This window comes from Vibrio sp. SCSIO 43009, assembly GCF_023716525.1.
In the GTDB taxonomy this organism is placed as follows: domain Bacteria; phylum Pseudomonadota; class Gammaproteobacteria; order Enterobacterales; family Vibrionaceae; genus Vibrio; species Vibrio alginolyticus.
Map to the genome: position 1 here is coordinate 1,452,777 of NZ_CP071843.1, position 16,106 is coordinate 1,468,882.

At 43.3% G+C, this 16,106-nt stretch carries 13 protein-coding genes and 1 pseudogene; 4 read left to right on the forward strand and 10 right to left on the reverse strand.

The window, feature by feature from the left end:
• Window positions 1-45: 45 nt before the first annotated feature.
• The gene (locus tag J4N43_RS21960; RefSeq protein WP_017819853.1) at window positions 46-1,062 is read left to right on the forward strand and encodes an adenosine deaminase; all 1,017 of its coding nucleotides are present in this window, start codon (window positions 46-48) and stop codon (window positions 1,060-1,062) included.
• A gap of 126 nt (window positions 1,063-1,188) precedes the next feature.
• Window positions 1,189-1,662 (forward strand): peroxiredoxin, encoded by a 474-nt coding sequence (locus J4N43_RS21965; protein ID WP_005373699.1) that lies wholly within the window; start codon window positions 1,189-1,191, stop codon window positions 1,660-1,662.
• 50 nt (window positions 1,663-1,712) lie between these two features.
• Here the strand turns inward: J4N43_RS21965 and J4N43_RS21970 are convergent, their stop codons facing one another.
• The 3 genes from J4N43_RS21970 to yghU all read right to left on the reverse strand — a co-directional run bounded on the left by J4N43_RS21970 (window position 1,713) and on the right by yghU (window position 5,545).
• On the reverse strand, window positions 1,713-2,120 hold the full coding sequence (locus J4N43_RS21970) for an SPOR domain-containing protein (protein ID WP_005373701.1): 408 nt from the start codon (window positions 2,118-2,120) through the stop codon (window positions 1,713-1,715).
• Window positions 2,121-2,331: 211 nt separating this feature from the next.
• Entirely contained in the window at window positions 2,332-3,501 is a 1,170-nt protein-coding gene (locus J4N43_RS21975) for a D-alanyl-D-alanine carboxypeptidase family protein (RefSeq protein ID WP_031778835.1), read from the reverse strand.
• A gap of 1,186 nt (window positions 3,502-4,687) precedes the next feature.
• Window positions 4,688-5,545: a glutathione-dependent disulfide-bond oxidoreductase gene (yghU, locus tag J4N43_RS21980; protein ID WP_053349291.1), complete on the reverse strand. Its 858-nt coding sequence runs from the start codon at window positions 5,543-5,545 to the stop codon at window positions 4,688-4,690.
• Window positions 5,546-5,798: 253 nt separating this feature from the next.
• Between yghU and J4N43_RS24620 the strand changes: the two are divergent.
• Window positions 5,799-5,918: pseudogene (locus J4N43_RS24620) on the forward strand (dihydrofolate reductase family protein); the annotation flags it as partial.
• A gap of 64 nt (window positions 5,919-5,982) precedes the next feature.
• On the opposite strand, the gene J4N43_RS21985 reads toward J4N43_RS24620, so the two are convergent.
• From J4N43_RS21985 to J4N43_RS21995, 3 genes are all read right to left on the reverse strand, one after another.
• On the reverse strand, window positions 5,983-7,437 hold the full coding sequence (locus tag J4N43_RS21985; protein ID WP_053349292.1) for a sucrose-6-phosphate hydrolase: 1,455 nt from the start codon (window positions 7,435-7,437) through the stop codon (window positions 5,983-5,985).
• 31 nt (window positions 7,438-7,468) lie between these two features.
• Entirely contained in the window at window positions 7,469-8,392 is a 924-nt protein-coding gene (cscK, locus tag J4N43_RS21990; protein ID WP_053349293.1) for a fructokinase, read from the reverse strand.
• A 165-nt stretch (window positions 8,393-8,557) separates the two neighbouring features.
• Window positions 8,558-9,997, reverse strand: coding sequence for a sucrose-specific PTS transporter subunit IIBC (locus tag J4N43_RS21995; protein ID WP_062731055.1), 1,440 nt, complete (start codon window positions 9,995-9,997; stop codon window positions 8,558-8,560).
• 235 nt (window positions 9,998-10,232) lie between these two features.
• On the opposite strand from J4N43_RS21995, the gene J4N43_RS22000 reads away from it, so the two are divergent.
• The gene (locus J4N43_RS22000) at window positions 10,233-11,219 is read left to right on the forward strand and encodes a LacI family DNA-binding transcriptional regulator (protein ID WP_053349295.1); all 987 of its coding nucleotides are present in this window, start codon (window positions 10,233-10,235) and stop codon (window positions 11,217-11,219) included.
• Window positions 11,220-11,282: 63 nt separating this feature from the next.
• On the opposite strand, the gene J4N43_RS22005 is transcribed toward J4N43_RS22000, so the two are convergent.
• The 4 genes from J4N43_RS22005 to fabG form a co-directional block, all read right to left on the reverse strand.
• Window positions 11,283-12,656, reverse strand: coding sequence for a carbohydrate porin (locus tag J4N43_RS22005; RefSeq protein ID WP_053349412.1), 1,374 nt, complete (start codon window positions 12,654-12,656; stop codon window positions 11,283-11,285).
• 1,019 nt (window positions 12,657-13,675) lie between these two features.
• Window positions 13,676-14,251, reverse strand: a complete 576-nt coding sequence (locus J4N43_RS22010) for a hypothetical protein (protein WP_053349296.1) — start codon at window positions 14,249-14,251, stop codon at window positions 13,676-13,678.
• Window positions 14,248-14,964, reverse strand: a complete 717-nt coding sequence (locus J4N43_RS22015) for an AHH domain-containing protein (RefSeq protein WP_199266783.1) — start codon at window positions 14,962-14,964, stop codon at window positions 14,248-14,250. Before J4N43_RS22015 ends, J4N43_RS22010 begins: the two co-directional genes overlap by 4 nt.
• 280 nt (window positions 14,965-15,244) lie before the next feature.
• On the reverse strand, window positions 15,245-15,964 hold the full coding sequence (fabG, locus tag J4N43_RS22020; protein WP_017633598.1) for a 3-oxoacyl-ACP reductase FabG: 720 nt from the start codon (window positions 15,962-15,964) through the stop codon (window positions 15,245-15,247).
• Window positions 15,965-16,106 lie beyond the last annotated feature (142 nt).

Here is a 16,106-nt window from a genome sequence, read left to right on the forward strand (position 1 = left end):
CCTATTCTTAGAGTAACTGCATCCACAATACACATAAGGTGGAATATGAACGCATTTATTCAAGGTCTTCCAAAAGTAGAGCTGCACTTACATATCGAAGGTTCACTTGAGCCGGAACTCTTATTCAAATTAGCAAAACGAAACGGCATCGAGATCCCTTACTCTTCTCCGAGTGAACTACGCAGCGCATATCAGTTCACAGACTTACAATCATTTCTCGACCTCTATTACCAAGGAGCGGGAGTTCTGCGTACGGAGCAAGATTTTTACGATCTCACTTGGGAATACTTACTGCACTGTAAAGAAGACAACGTTATTCATACCGAAATCTTTTTTGACCCTCAAACACACACAGAACGCGGCATAGACTTTGACACTGTTATCAATGGAATCGCTCGCGCGCTAAAAGATGGTCACGAAAAACTTGGCATTACCTCGCAAATTATTGCGTGTTTTCTCCGTCACCTTTCAGAAGAGAGCGCCATAGAGACCCTACAGGCTATTCTGAAACACCGTGATAAGATCATTGGTGTTGGACTAGATTCTTCAGAACAAGGTCATCCGCCAGCTAAATTCAAGCGCGTATTTAAACAAGCAGTAGAAGAAGGCTTACTTACCGTTGCTCACGCAGGTGAAGAAGGCCCCGCACAAAATATTAGCGATGCAATTGAAATGCTTTACGTGAGCCGCGTGGATCACGGTGTTCGCTGTGTTGATGATGAAGCATTAGTTGAATCCTTAATCGAAAGCCAAATGCCACTGACAGTGTGTCCGTTATCGAATCTTAAGCTATGTGTATTCGACGATATGAAAGATCACAATATTGTGGATTTGCTACGAAAAGGTGTCGCCGTAACGATTAACTCAGACGATCCTGTGTACTTTGGTGGCTACATGACGGATAACTTTCTGGCCGTCAACAACGCACATCCAATGAGTAAGAGTGAACTTGCCCAATTTACAATGAACGCGATTGATGCCAGCTTTATCGATAACGAGTTAAAGGCGAAATATCGTCACCTTGTTAGCCAATACGTAAACCAGCACGAAGCGTTGCAATAAAGGCATCAGTGCCACGCCTTAGGTCAAACGCGTAGGTATTAAAACCCTACAAAAACTCTGTGGTTAACCGCATTTATAAACGCTAGACTGAGAAAGCTAAACTAGCACACAAAAAGGAATATAATCATGATTCAACAAGGCCAAGCTCTACCAGTTGCAACTCTAAGTGAGTTGACTGCCGATGGTATGGTTAACCACGACGTTACAGAACTGTTTGCGAACAAGAAAGTCGTACTCTTTGCTGTACCTGGCGCATTCACCCCTACCTGTTCAGAAGCTCATCTACCAGGCTATGTGGTATTAGCTGATGAGCTAAAGGCAAAAGGTGTTGATTTAATTGCGTGCGTTTCTGTAAACGATGCATTTGTGATGCAAGCGTGGGGCGAAGCTCAAAACGCTTCTGAGATTCTGATGTTGGGCGATGGCGACGCTAGCTTTACTAAAGCATTAGGTCTTGAAATGGATACAGGCGGCTTTGGTGGTATTCGCTCACAACGTTACGCGATGATCATTGAAAACGGCACAGTGACTAAGCTTAACGTTGAAGAGCCAAAAGAGTTTGAAGCAAGCAAAGCAGAAACGATTTTAGCGGCGCTTTAAGCTTACTCCTAAATACAAAAACGGAAGCCATCGCTTCCGTTTTTTGTTGGCTAACGCATTCTCACAACACTCGTTTGTTGCTTACGCTGCATTTCCGCAAAAGTCAGCACAAACGGGGATGACTGCTTTACACGGCTTGGTAATGAAGAAAGCGCATTGTAGGCATCCTGTTTCGTTTTAAAATCACCAACAGTTACCGTATACCAACGCGTGCCTCGGCTGTTTTTCCAGTTAACCCAAACCGGATGCTTAGGATCGATATAGCGAATATAATCTTTCACATCTTTTTCTTGCTTTAGCGCGAGTACCTGCATCGTGTAATGGTTTGGGTTTAAATAACCATATGCATCCTGAGAGGTCATGACTCCAACACATTGGCCGCTATCGACCTCCTGCTGGTAAGGCATAGCGCAGCCCATGAGCGATAAAATCAATGTCAAAGATAAAATCTTGTGCACGTGTCACTCCATTCTTGTTCTAGTTTCTTTTCTCTCGCACCCAAAAACACAAAACGCTCTTGGTCAGGTAAAACACACCCTTACAAGAAGGCCTGCGTTTTAACGCAACGAGTATTCCAAAAACGTAAGGCGACCACGTTGGCCGCCTTAGTAAATTGATTTAATAGAACATTAACAAGATAGAGTGATATAGACAGAAGTTCGCTACTGTTTAGAACCAGCTAGCGACCAATTGCTTAAACCAGTCTAAAATTCGCTTGAATAAACTGCCTTCCTCCACGGACTCCAATGCAACGAGCTCGGCTTCATTTACGACCTTACCTTCGACTTTGTAAAGCACTTTACCAACCACTTGTTGCTCAGAAATTGGCGCAACTAAATCACCGTTGTATTCAACTTCCGCTTGCAGATTTTTTACATCTCCTTTTGGCAAAGTGAGATAAACATCGTTAGCTACGCCAACAGTAAGCTCGTCTTTTTCGCCCATCCAAACTCGAGCTTTCGCAAGTTCCGCACCCGCCTCAGTCGGCATTACCGTATCGTAAAAGCGGAAGCCATAACTTAACAGCTGCTTGCTTTCTGATTCACGAACATTCTCGCTCTTCGCTCCCATCACTACAGCAATCAGACGCATATCACCTTGTATTGCAGAAGTCGCTAGACTATAACCCGCACCGCTTGTATATCCAGTTTTCATGCCATCGACATTCATACTACGATCACGAAGCAAGCCATTACGGTTGTATTGAGTGATGCCATTGTAAGTAAACGAGGTTTCGCTATACAGCGGATAGATATCAGGTAAGTCACGAATAATCGCTTGGCCCAACTTGGCAATATCATAAGGTGTCGAATATAAACCGTCACTGTCTAGGCCGTGAGGGTTGGTGAATGCCGTGTTAGACAATTCAAGCTTGGCGGCCCAACTATTCATCAAACTCACAAACCCTGATTCACTTCCCGCAACATACTCAGCAATAGCAACACTGGCATCGTTACCAGATTGAACAATCAGACCACGGTATAAGTCAGACAAAGAAACGGAAGTATTGACTTCAATAAACATTTTTGAAGAATCTGGGAAATTTTTTGCCCAAGCATTTCGGCTGATGACAACCTCATCATTCAACGTAATATTGCCTGTATTAATTTCTTGACCAGCTACATAAGCAGTCATCAACTTCGTTAAACTCGCGGGGTTTAAACGTTTGTGGGCATCACGTTCAACCAGTACTTTCCCCGTATGGAAGTCCATCAAAACATAACCACGAGAACTGAGTTCCGGCGCATTTGGCACAACTGAAGGCGCAGCATAAGCCAACGAGGATACAGCAGCGAACCCTGTAATTAACACTGTGTGTAATATAGTACTTTTTCTCATCATGACATCTTATCTTAGTAGCATTTAAGGCTTACAAACGGTACCCGAATGAATTCAAAGCGCGGGATTACCTAGTTAAAAAACGAGTATATTGAAACGGCGCTCAGTTACAGCCACCTTGTTACGATTGGTTACTTTTACTCAATGTTTGTCGAAAATAATGAGAGGTAGGTAGAGCTTTCGTCTTGAAGAATGAAACAGGAGCGAAAATAATTCCGTAACGCTATGTTTTTTGAGAGGGGAGAAAAAGCGCGCAAGTCAATTCAGGGAGTAAGTTGGTATAGGAAAAGTAGTTGAGCTTTTATCCATATCTAAATAGGAAACAACAAAAACAACCAACAATAAGTCCAGTTAATTACTTACCAAGAAAACATATTGAAAACGCATCATAAAATCGTAATTAATTATCGATAAATTTAAAAACCTAATATTATAATTTATGTAAATTTCATTTATTATTATTAAATCGGAGAAAAATACAGCTTTCCTTTCTTAAAACTAAGAGACGATTTTTTCGATGTTTTTAGGTTTATCTCATCAGAGAACTTGGTATAACAGTGAGGGATAAGGCATCCGGACTTAGCGCGAAAGGATAACCCACTGTTATTTAAGTTCACACGCTGCTTTTTAATGACTAGAGACTTTAAACTGCGGTTACCTTGGGTTTGTGTAGCTATTCTTTGACGTACCCCAACCCAATACGACTCAAACGACGACATCATACATATCCTCTTTCATGATATAAGCATTAATAATTAAACATCGCTAAAAGCTAAGCTTGTCTTAAATAAAAGTACTAGAAATTAATTTTATTTCTTCAAAACAAATCAACCCGCATATTCCACATAAATTTAGTGGTTATGTCAAATATTAATTATCATTAATTTCATTTATAATGGATATAAAATCGGTTTATAATTTTTAAATAGTTTAATTATTAGAAAGAAGTATAACCAGTCCATATTTAACATGGAAATATGAGCTTTGTTTTGCATCATAACATATAAATACATTAAAGATTCATCTACGAACTAAATGCTCTTCAATAGGTGATATAAATTAGAATTTCGAGACTAAATGAGAATAAAAATAGCGCACCGTATATGGTGCGCTATAGATTTGATTAAGGTCACTGTATAAGCATAGATAAAACTAAACTCATTTGACGTAGCTAGGCCAAGATTGCTTATGGTTTAAGTTTCAATACTTTATCAATATCTTCTGCGCTGTGGCGCTCAGGTAACTGCTCCCATTCTTCACCCCATGAACGGTTCACAATTCGACCACGTTTTACCGCTTCACGCTCATCAATTACTTTTGCCCAACGCACAACGTTTTTGTAGCTTTCTACGTCTAAGAATTCAGCCGCATCGTAAGCACGACCCAACACAAGGTTGCCGTACCATGGCCATGTTGCGATATCAGCGATGCTGTACTCATCGCCACCTAGGAATTCATTGTTCGCAAGACGCTTGTCTAATACATCTAACTGACGTTTTGCTTCCATTGTAAAGCGGTTGATTGGGTACTCGAACTTCTCTGGTGCGTACGCGTAGAAGTGACCAAAACCACCGCCTAGGTATGGCGCAGAACCTTGCAGCCAGAATAACCAGTTCATTACCTCAGCACGCTTAGCGCCTTCTTTTGGTAAGAAATGATCAAATTTCTCTGCTAGATAAAACAAGATGTTGCCAGATTCAAACACGTTCACTGGCTCAGAACCCGAACGGTCAACCAATGCCGGAATTTTTGAGTTTGGGTTAACAGCTACAAAGCCAGAGCCAAACTGGTCACCATCGCCAATCTTAATCAGGTATGCATCGTATTCTGCTGCCGTTACGCCAGCCGCCAAAAGCTCTTCAAACATGATCGTCACTTTCTGACCATTTGGGGTACCCATTGAGTAAAGTTGGAATGGGTGCTCACCAATTGGAAGCTCTTGCTCATGACGTGCGCCAGAATCCGGACGGTTGATGCTCGCCCACTGACCGCCGTTTTCATTATCGTTTGTCCAAACTTTTGGTGGAATGTATTCGTTAGCCATTGTTTTCCCTTATTGTGTTTGAATGCATCTTCAAACTGACGGGTCTTACGCGCCAGCAAGCATTATTAACATCACCTCTTCGCCAACTGCGATTAGGCATACTCAAGATATTAGGTCGAATTCGCTAAATAAAAGTCCTGCAATCTCTTTTAGTTAGAACCTTTGGTTATGGGATTTTCTTTCACGCTATAAGTAAAAACGTCGCGATAATGTGAACTAGGTTCGAGATGCCAACGATGAGTAAGCTACACTCGGCGGCGCACCTCTATTTGGGGATTTAGAACAACCGCTAAACTTCAAAGTCACCAAGAATGAAGTTGTTCTGGATACCTTAGTTCAAACAACTTACGTGCGTGATAGGCAGTTAAGTTAGATAGTTAGAAAGAAAAACGCCCTTCACTAAATCAATGAAGGGCGTTTTAATGTATTCGAAACCGTTACTTAGCTGATTCAAACAAACCAGAAATACCTTTCAAAGGGAAAAGCCTTGCTTGCTCCAACCCTCTCAACGTTACCGTATTCAGGTCATCAATAAAGAAACGACTGGTCATCGTGTGTTTGCCACCATTAATGAAAATCTCGATGACAGAATTGTCGATATACATCTCAATCGTCTGCTTAGCGTCCAATCTTGGTGCTTTTCGAATGCTACCAAATTCTTCTGCGTACAAATGAGACATGTGACGACGGTCCAGCATAAACTCGTGCTTTGTCGCACTAAAGACGATGTTGTCACCTTTGAGGTTACTCAGCTCAAGTTCAAAGCCATCGCCCTCAAGGTCTAATTGGATCAAACAACTTGTGCTTTCCAGTGTATGGGACTGTGCAAAGACTACCTCTTCTTTTCTTAAACTCTCCAATTCAGGGAGTGGAGTTTGAACAAGAAAACCATCTTTCAACGTTAGTTCTCTAGGAAGAGACAACATTCCTGCCCACTGGTGTGTGACCGATGGCGTGTCGATTTCTGGCAACCCTATCCATGCAATAAGAATGCGACGCCCATTCTCATCTAAATAGGTTTGTGGGGCGTAGAAATCAAACCCATAATCTGGCTGTAAAATATCTTGGTGGTTTTCTAAAGTCATCGACTCTAGGTTCAACTGATCACCCACGATATACGCGACAGAATAGATGTTTTTGAAATCATAAGGATTACTACTGCTCACGCCCTGTGGAGAAAACAGCATCACCGATTGACCATTAATCTCAAATAAATCAGGACACTCCCACATGTACCCAAGGTCAGAGAACTTGGTCTTGATAGGACCTTTATGCTGCCACGTTTTCAAATCTTTGCTTTGATAGAGCGCCATAGAACCATGCTCGGTTTTGGTTTGAGCACCCACCACCATCAAATAGTCGTCGCCTTTCTTCCAAACTTTTGGGTCACGAAAGTGCTCCGTGTAATGTTCGTTCTCAATGACTACACCGTGCTTTTCAATGCTGCCGTCTGAATCCATGGTGGCAAAACACTGTGTTGGGATTCGATTCCAGTTTTGGTCACGCTTGTTGCCAGTAAAAAACAGCAAAGCCTTGTTGTTTTCCACCAAAGCGCCGCCCGAATAGACACCATGTGAATCGTAGTCTTGGTCGGGATGAAGACCCACGCCATGATCAGTAAAATGGATGAAGTCTTTAGTAGAAAGGTGATACCAATACTTCATTCCATGGACTGGTCCCACAGGCGTCCACTGGTAAAAGATGTGGTGCTCACCATTGAAATAGCACAACCCATTTGGGTCATTTAACAGCCCAAATCTAGGGGCGATATGAAAACTAGGAAAGCCTTTATCTTGCTGACGTGAAAGTGTCATTTCTTCGATATCACACTGAGGGATTTGCTCAAGTCGGCGATATCTTTGCTCTACAGTCCAACGGTTGTTTAAGCTCATAATTTTTCTCAACTGAAATTGGATCTGAAGATCATTGCCCAATAAATTGCAGCAACTCTGTCTGGGTCGGAAGCGCGGTCATTGCGCCTTTTTGCGTCGTCGCTAATGCACCACAGCCATTTGCCCATTGAATCGCAGAGCTAACAACAGGATGATTTTTCCAATCGTCATGCCGAGACAGGCATGCCAGTAGCCCTCCGACAAAAGCATCACCCGCACCTGTGGTGTCAATCGGACTAACGACTTGACCTGTGATCAGCTCACTCTGACTTTCAAAGACGCGCCAAACACCTTTCGCACCTTGTGTCACCAAGACCAAAGCAATATTCAAAGAGGCTATTTGTTGTAAACCTTGCGCCATCGACGTTGAGTCAGTTAAGAACAAAAGCTCTTCTTCAGAGAACTTAACCACATCGGCCATCGCTACAGCCTTCATCACGACAGCTTGGATTTCTGATTGATCTTGCCACACTTCATCACGCAAGTTAGGGTCAAAGCTAATGAAACCACCAGCGGCTTTTGCTCTTTTGATCGCCTCAAATGTGCTGCTTCTACTTGGCTCATTTGCCAGTGAAATTGAGCAAACGTGTAGCCAGTCACCTTGCTTAAAGTTTGGGATGTCTTCAACAGACATAAACTGATCAGCGCTCGGTTTTACCATAAATGTAAAGCTGCGTTCCCCTTGATCGTCTAAATCTACCACCACTGTTGATGTTCTTTGCTCAGGGTCTTTAACGAGAAACTCCGTGCTCACGCCCTCTTGATCGAGCGTTGATTGCATGAAGCGACCAAATGGGTCATCACCTACACGTCCAAAAAACGCACTCTTACCAGATAGACGAGCAATTGCTACGGCGACATTCGCTGGTGCACCACCGGGACATTTGAGTAAAGAAGTCTCAGATTCCGGTATTAGATCGACAACTGCATCACCAGTTACCCATACTTGATTCATCTTGCTTACCTTAAAATTAAAGCCCTGATAGTCCAACGTGTTGAACACCTTCACTACCAAGTAAAAATTGAAAAAGGCTAGCCAAGCCATTAGTGCTTGGCTAGCACCCCAAACATTTAGGAAAAGAAGTGGATTTTGGGGGACTCCACCCTTAAGGAGTTCAGATTAAGCCGCTGCTTTTTTACCGACTTTAGCGCGGTCACGCATACCAAGAACAATGGTGAGAACAAATGCGGTCAAGAACGCGATCACCATACCCGCGATGTAGTACCCAATCTTCTCTGGCGTAATGGAAATGATGCCTGGAAGACCAGCTGCGCCCAATGCCTGAGCTTTCACATTAAACATTGTGATGAACGCACTTGATAACGCCGCAGCGCAAACTGCCGCAATAAATGGGTAACGTAGTTTTAAGTTAACACCAAACATAGCCGGTTCTGTAATACCCAGCAAACCCGTAACACCCGATGGAATCGCAATACCTTTCATCTTCTTATCTTTGCTCATCACGCCCACCGCCAACGCTGCCGCTCCTTGAGAAACGTTAGACATCGCCGCAATAGGAAAGATAAAGGTGCCGCCCGTCGTCGCAATATCCGCAAGAAGTTGAGTTTCAATCGCAATGAAGCTGTGATGCATACCAGTAATAACAAACGGAGCATAAATAAGACCAAATACCGCACCACCAACAAAGCCAGCTGTGTTGTATAGCCAGTTCAGACCATCACCCAATAGGAAACCGATATCACGCGTGAACGGACCGACGACAGTAAACGTCAGCAAACCCGCTATGAAAATCGCCAGTAATGGCGTTAAAAGGTTGTCTAAAACAGAAGGGATGACTTTACGTAAGCCTAGCTCAACCTTCGCAAGAATGAATGCCGATACCAAAACCGGTAACACCGAACCTTGGTAACCCACTTTTTGGATTTCAAAGCCAAGAATATTCCAAACCGGAATGTTGCCAGACACAGATGCGCCGCCGAATCCCCAACCATTCAGCAAGTCAGGGTGAACCATCAACATACCTAGCGCCGCCCCTAAATATGGGTTACCGCCAAACTTCTTACTGGCTGAAAATGCCAGCAGAATAGGCAGGTAAACAAACGGCGCGTTCGCAAACGTGTTGATCATGTTCGCCAAGTCTGTCAGTCCTGGGTTGGCATCAATCAAAGATTTGCCATCAATGAACAAGCCTTGAGCAGTCAATAGGTTATAGATACCCATCAACAAACCACCAGCGACGATTGCTGGAATGATTGGAACGAAAATATCAGACAGCCCTTTCACCGCGCGCTGAACAATGTTTTGTTTCTCTGCGCCAGCAGACGCAACGTCGTTGGTGGACATTTCACTCATCCCCGTCAACTTCGCCATTTCTGCATAAACTTGGTTTACGATGCCAGATCCAAAAATGATTTGGTACTGACCCGCAACTTTGAACTGCCCTTTTACTCCTTCAAGGCTATCAATCGCTTGTTCATCTATTTTTTGCTCATCTGCAACGGCAAGGCGTAAGCGTGTCGCACAATGCGCAAGTGCGGTGATGTTGCTTTTACCACCTAATAGAGTTAACAACTCTTTTGCTACTGCCGGATAATTCATTTCATACCCCATTGGATTATTATCTGAGCTTGCGAAATTTTCGGGAACGTTTGCAAAACAGATTTTTGCTCAATAAAACCAAATGATCAAAGATAAAGCAGAGAGAATGTGAGAATGATCGTCAAATTCTCTCCCTAAGAGCAGTATAGGAGGTTAGAATCGCTACTTATCAAAGAGCTTTTCATCTTCTCTTTGCAAACAATCCCAAAAACGAAAAACAGAATGGATAGGAACAATGGCGAGTCTGCATGATGTCGCCCGTCTGGCTGGCGTATCAAAATCAACAGTGTCACGGGTTATAAACGATGAATATGGCGTAAAAGAAGCGACAAAACTGAAGGTCCGCCAAGCAGTAGCGGAATGTGGCTATGTGCCGAACCAAGTCGCTAAAGATCTAAAATCTCAAAAGACCAATCTGGTTGGTGTCATTGTTCCTCGGGTTTCCTCTCATGCCACATCCCAAGGTGTCGATGGATTAACCGATGTCCTTGAAAAAGCCGGGAAACATGTCTTACTTGCTAGCACTCACCAAGCCCACGAAAAAGAACTGGAATACATTCAGATCTTTAACCAAAAACGGGTTGAAGGGATCATTCTTTACGCCACCCACCTCGATTCCAAGCTGGTAAAAGCAATTCAAAACTCAGCCGTCCCAGTTGTGCTCGTCGGTCAAGATGGTTCCATGTTTAATATTCCAAGCATCATTCATGATGACGCACGAGTAGGGTTTGAAGCGGGAAATAGACTGGTTGAAAAAGGTTGCCAAACCATGGGTTTTATTGGTGTGCAAGGTGACGATATCGCGGTAGATAAGCAACGCTCTGAAGGATTTGTTCAAGCGCTACAGCATCATGGTTTTGAGCTCGCCTTCCATGCTCGTGGTGACTTTACCATCGATTCTGGCTATTCATTGGCAAAACAACACTTAACAAAGAACCCTAAGCTAGATGGCTTGTTCTGTGCGACAGACCGTATTGCTATCGGTGCGATGAGAGCGATTCAAGAGCTCGGGTTAACACCGGGTAAAGACGTTTTAGTGCTAGGCGTTGGTGATGATGAGCTCGCATCAGTGTGCACCCCAACCTTATCAACATTTAACTATGCATTTGATAAAGCAGGGGAAAATGGTGCGAAACTGTTACTAGATAGAATTGCCAACAGAAGTTTTGAAATGAGTAAGATGGTACTAACCTTCAAAACTATTGAGCGTCAGTCCTGTTAATGAAAAAGCGCCAACTGAAATCAGTTGGCGCTTTTCTTATTACTCTTTGTAGGTTAGGTCCCTTTAGAACCAAGTTTCCATTTGCAGTGCAAACAGAACTTCACCACCATCACCCATCGTTGCAGCACACGCATCCTGGCTAATCGAGTAGCCATTCAAGTCTTCGCTCCAATCAACGTAGCTAACTGCAAAACGTAGCTCCGGACGGTCAAAGAAACCTGCAGCGGTAGACATCTTAAGCGTTGGTGCAATTGTCGCTTTGTAAAAACTGCCACTTGCTTTATCAATCGCATTGTCTAGGTCCATGTATTGGTATGAGCCTTCATAAACCATCTCAAAGTTCTGCGTAAACTCTTGCGCTAAGCGGATGTTGAACGATGCCCACGTAAATTCATCATTTTTAGCAAAGCGATCTTGGCTGTGTTCTGCTAGCAACGCAGGTGCTACACGCCAGTTGTCGCCGATGCGTGTTACACCATAGCTGAACAAGCGTACGGCTTTTGCGTCTTCTAACAAATCTCCGTTTGAACCGATGCCTTTAAGTTCCGCACCCAATCCATCACCCATCAAAATACCGGTTTTAGAGAAGCCTTCACTCATGCCAAAGAAGTTATCGCCATGGTAGGCAAACATCGCATGTAAACCTTTGTCCGCTGCTCCTTCTACGCGATCATTGTTATCAGCTGACGTCATGCCGCTCAGCATCAATTGCCAATTACCGAAGCGGTTGTTCATTGTCGCGATATAGTTTTCAACATCCGTTGACGAGCTATCAATCTCACCAAAATCACGACCATAGATCGAGAAGTTTGCTTTCCATGATTCGCTCATTTGGACGTCATACACACCAGCACCAGTGCCAGATAAGAAAACAATATCCGAGTCAAAGAAGTGAATGTCAAAGTTATCACGGTCAAATCGTTTACCAGCCCAAAACGTCGCGTCAGCAAACGCACTTGATTCAGAGAACATGCTCAACTTGTTTAGCTCAGCATATACCTGACGAACGTTTAATTGACTCTCGCTCGCCGTCCATTCGTTATTGGTTTCCGTACTATCTGCCAACATGATTCGGAACAATGCGCTGGAACCATCATCTGCAAAACGTTTGTGAATAAGGTTTGCTTCCACATAATGATCATCCTCTACCCCTAATCGCCCAACTGGAGCGCCAATAGCACCAGCTGCCGTCATGTAAGGACCAGTGCCCACTGCACCATTCAGATCGTCATTAATGAGCAGCCCGGAACGAGCGTAGCCATGAAACTCAAAGCTTGAGGCTTTCTCATTTGCTTCTGTGGATACTTTTTCTGTCTGTTCAAGTCTCTGTTCTAATTCATTAATTCGCTTTTCAAGAGCGTCAACATCTGTTGTTGCGAATGCAGGTGCTGTAACCAGCCCAAGCGCTACTGCCATCGTCAAAGTGTGTAGTTTCATTTCCATAGTCTCACGTAAATTTATACTTAGGTTATTTGCAAACGTTCCCAAGTAAAATTGCAAACTTATGGTGACTTTAAATACCCATCTAAAGTCTGAATTTCAGAGCGCTCGTACTCAGAGCGTATCTACCACTTGTATCAATGAGGGCGATAATATATAAACTTTTCGGGAACGTTACCGTTAAGAGGCCATTTTGTTACTTCTATCACGTTCAATTGTGTTACTTACAGAAAAATCATTAACCAGCGCACATTTGAATTAATTGTTAGCGCTAGAGGAAGTAGTTTGAAGGTGACAGGCTACAAAGAAGGGGTTTAGTGTTCATTTGAGAGAATAGTGCTCACTCGCTTCCCTATGCTACTTGATGGTAACTCATCTCTATTTGTTGATGAAAAGTAGCAGCTAAGGTTGAACGTAACTAGGAGCGAAGCGGATCTCGATACCTCATTTCAAACAACTTGAAAGGCAGTTAAGACGAGATAAACACCCTTCACCTTCTGTGAATAGCGCTTTGTTATTCTAATTCAAGCTAACGAAACTCATTTTTGGAAAATTGAGTTATAGGTTTTGCTAAATTAGCATTTAATGGACAATTATAGATGTTACAAATCCTTTTGTCGGTTGGCCAAATCAACCCACTCACTACATATTAGAAAGGAATCTCGACTTAATAGTTCTTCTCGGGCTTTCTCAGCTTCTCATTTTCATTTTCATTTTTATTACGCTTATTAAAACTGCGCTAATTAGTGTATTCGATATAGTCGCCTGTAAAAAGCGGCTCCCCGTCCTCTTTGATACTAGAGATAAAGACTGCTTTGCAATCCCGCCACCTGACGCCTCGATTGCATGATTTCATATTCTACTGTTACTAAAGAAAAGACAGAACTAGCAATAAATGCAACTTCTAATTTGGCTCTACTGTGAAAAACCACGAGCCGATTAACCCACTAACATTAGCTTAGGTATTGCAAATTTCTAGTGTAGTGGTTGGATTCATTAACCCCATTGGTCAACTACTAAAACGGATCCAGCAAATCTTCATCAAACTTAAGTCCTTCTAGTCCATGCTCTTCGCACAAAAGCTTGAAAGATTCTGTAGCATAGAGCACTGTACAGCCTTGTAAGCGAGATTTGAATACATAGCGTGGTTCGATATCCTCTTCATCAAATTCAATGGTTTCCAGACCATCTTCAAAACCATCGGTATATTTCTTAAGGCACATAGACTCATCTTCAGCGCCAAAACTAAGGCAATTAAAAGCATATATGGTTTCGTCACCAACGTTTATAGGCAAGAACTCCCCCTCAGACGCTAGTACCGATTCTAGCTTATCGCATGCACCTGCAGTTAGCGCTAGATATGTGCTATACCATGTTGATATGTCCGGCATCGTAGAGTTTTTTCCTAAAACATCCTCAAAATCGCCAACCACACCATCTTTCCAAATTGGTAGTAAAGGCTCATTAGTAGAAGGCTGCAGTCGGAGTTGCCTTACTAGCTTTTTATTACCAAGCTGATTAGCAAGATTCATAATATCCAGAGTTAGAGTTTTAAACTCCTCAGGGCGTTGCTTTAACTGGTAGATTTTCATGATTGACCGCTCCAGCTAGTGTCTTTCTTTTCAATAATTTTCTGCGGATATCCACCATGCAGAAGTTTGTGCTTTACTCTTTGTAAGCGACTAATCATTGCCTGCTCAGGCAGCATTGGAGAACTAAACGTATTCACAATCCATGATTCATAGTTATACCGATGTATCTCTCGATGAGCTGGTGCTTCACTGCCTGCCCAGTGACCTTTGTGCTTTTTATAGCGAGGTAGCCAAGCGCCATTCAACGGGTCATTGATTCCAATACCGTGAGCATGAAGAGCTAATCGTGTCACAACAAGTCTAACCTGCTGAAACCGCCCTTTACCCGGAATGATATGATGTGGGTCATGGATGCTACTCGGCTTAGGTTCACCAACTGCAGTGAGATTACGAGCCAGCACACGAGTCGGATGATGAGCCTCCTCGAACAACTCATCTTCATCTTTCAACTTGTTTTCAGCACGGTATGTTTCAAGATCCTGCTGTAGCATCACCTGAGCAGTAATCTTTTTTCGCTCATGCTGAAGGTGTGCCCAATCCTTTTCCAAAGCATCAATACGCTGCTTGCAAGCTTCTTTAGATTCATTGTTAGGCGCAACACTATTCTTTTTGTCGTGATATTCAGCGGCCTGACATTCGTAGCGATAAATAGCCAACTCTAATGCAGATGGGTTGCTAGGTCGAATAGGCTTTGGCTTTGGCGTATACTTCACAATTCCTTCCTTGTATGTTTGGTTAATTAGATGTGACTGGCACAACAGCTTTAATAAGAGCTGTAAGCTACCAGAAAACAAGTGGCTACAAAACACTCAATACAATCAGTTTCTTCGCTAATAAAAGTAAGCAATTATACCTTCCATCACGTACTATTGACTGATTCCACTGAATCATTTAGGAGCAAAAAAATACCAGCAGGTCAATTAATGTTCCTCAAACAAAAACGCCCTTCATATAAGTAAAGGGCGTTTGGTATTTGACGTTTTGATTAGCGAGCTATAATACCAACCCACCGTCAATCTTGAGCACTTGGCCTGTGATGTAGGCGCTCTTGTCTGAGGTTAGGAAAGAGACGCCATTGGCGATATCTTGAACTGAGCCCATGCGCCCTAATGGGGTTTTGCCTTCCATCATTTGAATAACTTTCTCTGGCAGGTTCTTGGTCATATCGGTGGCGATAAAGCCTGGCGCGACACAGTTGACGCGTATCTGTGCACCCTTTCTTGAAAGTTCTTTCGCCCAGCCTTTGCTCATTGAGATGACGCCGCCTTTACTTGCGCCGTAGTTGCTCTGGCCGATATTACCATCCGTTCCCACTATAGAAGAAATGCTAACAATACTGCCTGTGCCCTGCTCTAGCATGACAGGAGCAACACGTTGGGTGAGTAAGAACACCGCTTTTAGGTTCACGTCGATCACGCTGTCCCAGTCTTGCTCTAACATATCTGGCAACAATGCATCTCGAGTGATGCCCGCGTTGTTAACCAGAGCATCGATTCTTCCGTGCTGCTCTACAACACTTTCTACCACTTCACTGACAGCTTCGGCATCACACAAGTTGACTTGATAACTGCTTAGCTGCGCCGACTGGCTCCATTCCACGGGCGATATGTCTAGCCCGATTACGTGGAATCCATCCTCCAGTAATTGCTCACAAATCGCTTGGCCAATACCACGAGCCGCACCAGTGACTACTGCTACTTTTTCCGGTTTCATCTTGGTCTTCCTTAAATGTTGAGATTACAAATTCGCTTGTATCCCTAGCGTTTTTTGTTTTTATGCCTAGTCGCGTTACAGCTGCGCTTCTCATACGCAGGGTCTTTTATATCTTATAAAAACTATAGAAACAGTCTGGGAG

Excerpts from the sequence above, each read along its gene's own strand:
- cscK (WP_053349293.1), bottom strand. The coding sequence starts at position 8,392 with ATGAATCAAGTATGGGTAACTGGTGATGCAGTTGTCGATCTAATACCG.
- yghU (WP_053349291.1), bottom strand. The coding sequence starts at position 5,545 with ATGGCTAACGAATACATTCCACCAAAAGTTTGGACAAACGATAATGAA.
- J4N43_RS21985 (WP_053349292.1), bottom strand. The coding sequence starts at position 7,437 with ATGAGCTTAAACAACCGTTGGACTGTAGAGCAAAGATATCGCCGACTT.
- J4N43_RS22005 (WP_053349412.1), bottom strand. The coding sequence starts at position 12,656 with ATGAAACTACACACTTTGACGATGGCAGTAGCGCTTGGGCTGGTTACA.
- J4N43_RS21995 (WP_062731055.1), bottom strand. The coding sequence starts at position 9,997 with ATGAATTATCCGGCAGTAGCAAAAGAGTTGTTAACTCTATTAGGTGGT.
- J4N43_RS22010 (WP_053349296.1), bottom strand. The coding sequence starts at position 14,251 with ATGAAAATCTACCAGTTAAAGCAACGCCCTGAGGAGTTTAAAACTCTA.
- J4N43_RS22000 (WP_053349295.1), top strand. The coding sequence starts at position 10,233 with ATGGCGAGTCTGCATGATGTCGCCCGTCTGGCTGGCGTATCAAAATCA.
- J4N43_RS21975 (WP_031778835.1), bottom strand. The coding sequence starts at position 3,501 with ATGAGAAAAAGTACTATATTACACACAGTGTTAATTACAGGGTTCGCT.
- fabG (WP_017633598.1), bottom strand. The coding sequence starts at position 15,964 with ATGAAACCGGAAAAAGTAGCAGTAGTCACTGGTGCGGCTCGTGGTATT.
- J4N43_RS21960 (WP_017819853.1), top strand. The coding sequence starts at position 46 with ATGAACGCATTTATTCAAGGTCTTCCAAAAGTAGAGCTGCACTTACAT.
- J4N43_RS21965 (WP_005373699.1), top strand. The coding sequence starts at position 1,189 with ATGATTCAACAAGGCCAAGCTCTACCAGTTGCAACTCTAAGTGAGTTG.